This window comes from Halomonas sp. 707B3, assembly GCF_024158645.1.
Lineage (GTDB): Bacteria > Pseudomonadota > Gammaproteobacteria > Pseudomonadales > Halomonadaceae > Vreelandella > Vreelandella lionensis.
The window spans coordinates 1-6,977 of the sequence record NZ_JAMZBE010000168.1 but is presented as its reverse complement, the minus strand read 5'-3'; the positions used below and the strand labels follow the sequence as shown (position 1 = coordinate 6,977).

General features: G+C 54.7%; 6 protein-coding genes. 3 read left to right on the top strand and 3 right to left on the bottom strand.

What is annotated here, in order from left to right; translation table 11 throughout:
* Window positions 1–202 precede the first annotated feature (202 nt).
* From BIS10_RS16260 to BIS10_RS16250, 3 genes are all read left to right on the top strand, one after another.
* Window positions 203–1,177, top strand: coding sequence for a TAXI family TRAP transporter solute-binding subunit (locus tag BIS10_RS16260; RefSeq protein WP_253506749.1), 975 nt, complete (start codon window positions 203–205; stop codon window positions 1,175–1,177).
* A 78-nt stretch (window positions 1,178–1,255) separates the two neighbouring features.
* A complete protein-coding gene (locus tag BIS10_RS16255) occupies window positions 1,256–3,412 on the top strand; it encodes a TRAP transporter permease (protein WP_392567192.1) in 2,157 nt (718 codons plus the stop codon).
* Window positions 3,413–3,521: 109 nt separating this feature from the next.
* Complete coding sequence (locus BIS10_RS16250; RefSeq protein WP_253506747.1) at window positions 3,522–4,082, top strand: hypothetical protein; 561 nt, start codon at window positions 3,522–3,524, stop codon at window positions 4,080–4,082.
* Window positions 4,083–4,235: 153 nt separating this feature from the next.
* On the opposite strand, the gene BIS10_RS16245 is transcribed toward BIS10_RS16250, so the two are convergent.
* The 3 genes from BIS10_RS16245 to BIS10_RS16235 all read right to left on the bottom strand — a co-directional run.
* On the bottom strand, window positions 4,236–5,414 hold the full coding sequence (locus BIS10_RS16245) for a VWA domain-containing protein (protein ID WP_253506743.1): 1,179 nt from the start codon (window positions 5,412–5,414) through the stop codon (window positions 4,236–4,238).
* Between the two features lie 3 nt (window positions 5,415–5,417).
* A complete protein-coding gene (locus BIS10_RS16240; protein WP_044630414.1) occupies window positions 5,418–6,272 on the bottom strand; it encodes a MoxR family ATPase in 855 nt (284 codons plus the stop codon).
* Window positions 6,273–6,362: 90 nt separating this feature from the next.
* A partial coding sequence (locus BIS10_RS16235; protein ID WP_253506741.1) for a sigma-54-dependent Fis family transcriptional regulator occupies window positions 6,363–6,977 on the bottom strand: 615 nt, incomplete at its 5' end.

The window sequence follows — 6,977 nt, the reverse complement described above, 5'->3', positions numbered from 1 at the left end:
GATTTTGAATTCTTCAGTGTAGCGGGGATGGCTCATGGTTCCTCCTAGATACCTTTAGTATAAGGCCTGGAGGTGTCTACGAAACCTGGGGCGATTCAGAGGTGTTTTCTCACGCTAACTCATGATGGCTTGATTCTTCTCTATTTAACGAACGCAGCATTCATAGCAACAGTGACAACAACAATATTGATGGAGTATTCCTATGAAAACGTTCACAACACTTTTTACAAGTGCATTATTCACCGCCGTTGCGGGCAGCACCCTCGCCGATGACCGTAGCGACTGGCCGAATAGTCTCACTATTGGTACCGGTAGCCAAGGCGCGACCTATTACATCTATGGCTCGGGTTGGGGAAATATAGCCAGCGAAGCTACTGGCGCCAATTTCGGAGCAGAGGTTACCGGTGGGCCAGTCCAAAACGTCACGCTAGTGCAAATGGGTGAACACGAGTTCGGGATGGTGACCATGGGGCCTGCTTACCAAGCTTGGGTTGGTGAAAGTGCCCTGGCTCCAGGTGTCGAGCACACTGACATTCGTGCAGTATTTCCGATGTACCAGACAGCTTTACAGGTCATTGCTCTGGAAAGCTCCGGGATTGAGTCCATCGCTGATTTAGATGGTAAAACGGTGGGGATTGGCCCTGCTGGCGGAACCGGAGATCTGTATTATCCCCAGCTGTTCGATGCACTAGGTTTGGACGTCGAGACACGTAATGCCGGAGCAGCCGATCAGGCGGGGCAGGTACAGGATGGATTGCTAGATGCGTTTGCCTTTGCTTCTGGCATGCCGGTGTCTGCATTTAGTCAGCTAGAAGCCCAGGCTGATGTCAATATTTTCTCGTTTTCCCCCGATGAAATCGCCGTGTTTGCAGAGCAATTCCCTGAGCTATCTGCTTCCGTGATACCTGCCTCTATTTATAGCAGCTTAGAAGAGGATACCTCTGCGGTATCGCTGTGGAACGTTGCCATTACGCATAAAGATATGCCTGATTCGCTGGTGTATGAAGTGACGAAGGCTGTCATGGAGAATAACGACCGTATGATGCAGGTGCATGGAGCGGCCGTAGAAACGCTTCCCGAAAACGCTGAGCACAACGCTTTTATTCCCTGGCACCCAGGAGCTGTCCGTTGGTTTGAAGAGAATGGCGTAGAGATTGACGAAGAATTGAAAGGTTAATTAACACGGCATATTGCGTGCGGGTATAACCCGCACGCCTTCATCCCCAGGCTCAGTCGGCCTAGAAGGTAGGACAGCATGAGTAACAATACTCCAGAAGTGCAGCCCATCATCCGCACCGATAGTGTGTCGGATGTGCCCGTTGCCCATAACGAACGGCTGCTGTCCGGGATGACCGGCAGCATTATTTTCCTTGCGTGTGTTTTGTTTACCTCAATGCACCTATATGCCTTGAATGTCTCGCCCATCGAGACGTGGACATTTCGGATACTTCACGTTGCTGGGGGCTTGGTAGTGGGGTTTGCTTTAACCGCCGCCGCGACGCTTGAACGTGACACCCAGGTTCCTCGACGTTCAGCCACTGAGTGGCTAGCGTTAGTTGTCAGTGGTACTGCTCTTGGTTACGCAGCGCTATGCATGGTATATGCCTGGTGGTTGCGAGATATGCAGGAAGTTGCGTCAGTGACCGCGCCCTTATATCACCTTAGCTGGGCATTAGTCATAGCGACGTCCGGTGCACTTCTCAGCAGTTGGGCGTGGCGCAGTGATGATAAACATATTCACTGGGCTGATTGGATGTTGATGGTGGCTTCTATTTTGGTCGCTACTTACTTAATCTTTGTCATTGATCGCTGGCGTATGGTGGCAGGTATGCCATTAGTGGGCCAAACGGAACTGCTTGTGTCCGTTGTTGGTGTTGCGTTGATTATGGAGTTAACGCGTCGTGTAGCAGGGCTAGCATTGATTGTCATCACCGGGGTGTTTTTGATGTATGCGTTTGCTGGACCGTTACTGCCTGGCATTCTTGAGCATCAGGGCTATGGCGCACCGCGCTTCTTCTCCTATCTCTATACCGACAATGGGATTCTTGGCCCGACAACGGCGGTGTCATCGACGTATATCATTCTATTCATTACCTTTGCCGCATTTTTACAAGCGTCCAAAGTGGGTGACTACTTTGTCAATTTTGCCTTTGCTGCAGCGGGACGGTCTCGTGGCGGCCCTGCCAAAGTGGCTGTTTTCGCCTCTGGGTTAATGGGAATGATTAACGGAACGTCTGCGGGGAACGTGGTGGCGACCGGTTCATTGACTATTCCACTTATGAAGCGAGTAGGGTACCACCCGCGCAGTGCTGGAGGGATTGAGGCGGCCGCGTCTACGGGCGGACAAATCGTACCGCCCATTATGGGCGCTGGTGCCTTTATTATGGCTGAGATTACAGGTATTCCTTATACTGATATCGCCATTGCCGCTTTAATCCCTGCCGGGCTCTATTTTCTATCTATTTATTTGATGGTGGATCTGGAGGCCCGTCGAGATGGCATGCAGGGCTTGGCAAAAGACCAACTGCCCGTATTTAAAGATATGGTGAAGCAGGTCTACCTGTTTTTACCCATCATCATTCTGGTTGGCACGCTATTTATGGGCTACTCCGTCATTCGTGCGGGCACGTTGGCCATGATCAGTGCAGCGGTGGTTTCCTGGTTCACTCCTCACTGGATGGGACCTAAAGCCTTGCTTAATGCGCTTTCCTTGGGTGCCCGTATGGCGGTTCCATTGATTGCCGTATGTGCCTGTGCGGGCATTATTGTAGGGGTGATCTCATTAACGGGCGTTGGCGCGCGGTTTGCTTCAATGCTGCTAGGCATTGCCGATGCCAGCCACTTCCTAGCGCTCTTTTTCGCCATGTGTATTTCTATTTTGCTGGGAATGGGCATGCCTACGACAGCCGCCTATGCCGTCGCGGCTTCCGTGGTAGCGCCCGGATTGCAGCAAATTGGTATTCCGCCGCTAGTGGCCCATTTCTTTGTTTTTTATTATGCCGTGCTCTCTGCGATTACCCCGCCAGTGGCCTTGGCAGGCTATGCAGCCTCTGCCATTGCCAATACGGATCCTCTCAAAACTGCCATGACGTCGTTTAAGTTCGGGCTATCTGCGTTTATTGTTCCATTTATGTTCTTCTACAGCCCTGCGTTGTTGATGGATGGTCACTGGTGGGAAATCCTTCGGGTAGTGATCACGGCGAGCATTGGGATTTACCTGCTGGCGGCGGCGGTACAAGGCTACTTTATGAGCGGACGCGCGAATGTTTTGCAGCGCCTGATTCTTCTATTAGCAGCGCTGGCGATGATCGCCGGTGGCTGGATGACGGATTTATTGGGTATTGGGTTAGGAAGTATCGTACTGACAACGCAGCTTGTCGCCTCCCGTTCAATGGCGAAATCTCCCAGTTAAACTGGTGTCGTCACGCGCTTTGCTCTACGCTGGCGGGCTTTTATAGCTCGCCAGCGCTTGTTGTAACGTAGGGAAGTGGCGGGGTGAACGAACGCAACGAGAGAGCGTTATGAAGGTAGTCCATGTAAGTCAGAGTGAGCCGCGTGATGCGTGTTTGGCCAAGCTATGTGCTGAGGTGTATGGCCAGCAGGCAGGCCTAACGCCGCTGGTGGTGTTTACCGGTACTAAAAATGTGCTGTTTGCCCAAGAAGGCGCACGCCTTTTGGCAGGTGTGGACGGTGCGGGCAAGCCGCTGGCGCTAGCCCTGCTAGTGCTTGATGAAGCGGGCCAGGGCATGACCGTGACCCATGCCTGTGAGTTTGCAGAGGGCGCTAAAGCGCGTTTACTCAGTGAGCTAAGCCTCAAAGCACCGCTGCGCATTGATGTTCAGAATGAAAAAGAGAAAACGTTCTATCAGCAGTGCGGCTTTAAACGCTGGTTAGCAGCGGATAATGGCCAGCATATTGGGCTGTCGGCGCGCCATCCTGCCAAAAGCCTTGAGGCGCTATCGCCCACGTTAGCACTGGATGAAGCGCTGATTTTGCGTCGCTTTAAACACGATGCGGCTGCGTTCGCTCAGGCTAAAGAGGCATTTTTAACCGGGATCAATAACGTGCCTGCGACGCTTTAAGGCAACGCGACGTTCCATTATTCGCGACCAGCTTGCGCGCTGCTGTCATGCTCTCAACAGCGTGGCTAGGGCACGTGAACAGGGAGTAAAACGCTATCGTTTGTCGAAGGTTCGGAATACCCCACCCAAGCAACGGCGTTGGGTGGGCAAACGCTACTTCGCCAATTCGCGCATAGCGGTTTCCAGCCCTTCCAGCGTCATCGGGTACATACGCTCGTCGATGAGTTCGCGGATCAACTGGGTGGAGTAGGTGTACTCCCACGCCCTGGGAGGCATCGGGTTTAGCCAAGCCAAGCGGGGGAATTTTTCGGCCAAGCGTTTTAGCCACACACCGCCGGCTTCGTCGTTAAAGTGCTCGACGCTGCCGCCGCGATGCGTGACCTCGTAAGGCGACATGGCGGCGTCGCCTACGATCACCACTTGGTAATCGGCGCCGTAGGTGTGCAGCACATCCATGGTAGGGATGCGTTCGTTGCCACGGCGCTGGTTGTTTCTCCACACGCCTTCATACAAGCAGTTATGGAAATAGAAATGCTCTAGGTGCTTAAACTCAGAGCGGGCCGCCGAGAATAGCTCTTCACAGACGCGAATGTGGTCATCCATCGAACCACCCACGTCCAGAAACAGCAGCACCTTCACCGCGTTGTGGCGCTCTGGGCGCATCTGCACGTTGAGTAGCCCGGCATCCTTGGCGGTTTCACGGATGGTGCTATCCACGTCGAACTCTTCTAACGCCCCTTGGCGGGCGAATTTGCGCAGTCGCCGCAGGGCCATTTTGATATTGCGGGTGCCCAGCTCCAGCGAGTCATCGTAATCCCGAAAGCGCCGCTCATCCCACACCTTGGTAGCGCGGCGGTGGCGGGAGCCATCCTGCCCGATGCGAATGCCTTCTGGGTTGTAGCCGTAAGCCCCAAACGGGCTGGTGCCGCCGGTACCAATCCACTTATTGCCGCCCGCGTGGCGCTCTTTCTGCTCCTCCAGGCGTTTCTTAAAGGTCTCGATGAGTTCCTCTAAGCCACCGAGAGACTCGATCTTGGCCTTCTCTTCATCGGTGAGCTGTTTTTCGAACTCGCGGCGCAGCCACTCATCGGGAATCAGCGCTTCGATGGCGGCGTCCATGTCCTCAAGGCCCTTAAACCAAGCGGCAAAGGCGCGATCGAAGCGGTCAAAGTGGCGCTCATCTTTGACCATCACCGTACGCGCCACCTGATAAAACGCCTCCATATCGGCAAACACCACGCCCCGCTCGACCACGGCATGAAGATCTAGCAGCTCCCGCAGTGAAACAGGTACGCCCGCGCGCTTGAGGGTTTCAAATAAGCCGATAAACATGGCTTAGCGCCCGCTGTTCTTCTGGCGACGCATCATAAAGGCCAGGCGTTCAAGCAGGTGGGTATCCTGCTCGTTTTTGACCAGCGCACCGGCCATGGGCGGCAGCGCTTTGGCGGGGTCGCGATGGTAGAGCGCTTCTTGCGCCAGCTCGTCGGCCATCAGCAGCTTAAGCCAGTCGACCAGCTCAGACGTTGAAGGCTTTTTCTTCAGCCCTGGAGCGCTGCGCAGGTCAAAGAAAACCTCCAATGCTTCGCTGACCAGTTTTGGGGCAATGTTCGGGAAGTGAACATCAACAATCGCCTGCATGGTCTCGCGGTCGGGGAATTCGATGTAGTGGAAAAAGCAGCGGCGCAGAAAGGCATCCGGCAGCTCTTTTTCATTGTTGGAGGTGATGACGATGATCGGGCGCTTCTCGGCGCGGATGGTTTCACCGGTTTCGTAGACGTGAAACTCCATACGGTCCAGCTCTTGGAGCAGGTCGTTGGGGAATTCGATATCCGCCTTGTCGATTTCATCGATCAGCAGTACCACCCGCTCATCGGCGGTAAAGGCTTCCCACAGTTTGCCGGGCTTGATGTAGTTAGCGACGTTTTCAACACCTTCTACGCCTAGCTGTGAATCCCGCAGGCGGCTCACCGCATCGTACTCATACAGCCCTTGAGCGGCTTTGGTGCTGGATTTGATGTGCCAAGTGATCAGCTTGGTGCCGAGGGATTCTGCCAGCTCTTCCGCCAGTAGCGTCTTGCCGGTGCCTGGCTCGCCTTTAATCAGCAGCGGGCGCTCAAGCACCACGGCAGCATTCACCGCCTGTTTAAGCGCATTGGTTGCGATATACGAAGAAGTGGAGTCAAACGCCATAGTGGGCCTCGGCTTATTGGAAGCGTGGTGAATATTAGATTCAAACAAGTGTACGTGAGGCTGGCCGCCCAGGCCAAGCGCCGTCCGCTGTCAGGCCTTATTCGGCGGCACGATGCCTTGGCGCTGCATTTGCCGATACACCGTTGGCCGTGAAACCCCCAGCTCGCGTGCCACGGCGCTAATGTTCCAGTGGTGTTGCTGCAGTCGTGTCACAAGGTGGCAATCAGTGGCCTGGCTTTCAGGCGCGGTTATCGCAGGTGTACGAGTAATGCGTTGGCTTAGGCACTGTTCAGGCAGGTCGTAAACGGTGATTTCATCGCTCTCGGCGGTGGCGAGTGCAAATGCCAGGGCGTTTTTTAGCTGACGAATATTGCCGGGCCAGGCGTAGGCGAGTAGGGCGCTGATGGCGTCGGCACGCAGCCGAGGGGCGGAGCTTCCGCCGCGTTCTCTCACCACATCGCTGAATACTTGGCGAATCACGTAGAGCTTGTCGGCGCGTTCGCGCAGCGGTGGTAAGCGCAGTTGGGCACCGTTCAGGCGGTAGTAGAGGTCTTCACGAAACTCGCCCTGCGCAATCATGGTATCGATGTGGCGGTGGGTAGCGGTGATCACCCGGATATCGACTTTTTCCGGTTTGTTTGCCCCTAGCGGCATCACTTCCCGCTCGGCCAGTACCCGCAGCAGGCGGGTTTGTAATGCCAGCGG

What these genes read in the sequence shown, in the direction of transcription:
- BIS10_RS16240 (WP_044630414.1), bottom strand. Translation starts at nt 6,272, where the DNA reads ATGGCGTTTGACTCCACTTCTTCGTATATCGCAACCAATGCGCTTAAA.
- BIS10_RS16245 (WP_253506743.1), bottom strand. Translation starts at nt 5,414, where the DNA reads ATGTTTATCGGCTTATTTGAAACCCTCAAGCGCGCGGGCGTACCTGTT.
- BIS10_RS16250 (WP_253506747.1), top strand. Translation starts at nt 3,522, where the DNA reads ATGAAGGTAGTCCATGTAAGTCAGAGTGAGCCGCGTGATGCGTGTTTG.
- BIS10_RS16260 (WP_253506749.1), top strand. Translation starts at nt 203, where the DNA reads ATGAAAACGTTCACAACACTTTTTACAAGTGCATTATTCACCGCCGTT.
- BIS10_RS16255 (WP_392567192.1), top strand. Translation starts at nt 1,256, where the DNA reads ATGAGTAACAATACTCCAGAAGTGCAGCCCATCATCCGCACCGATAGT.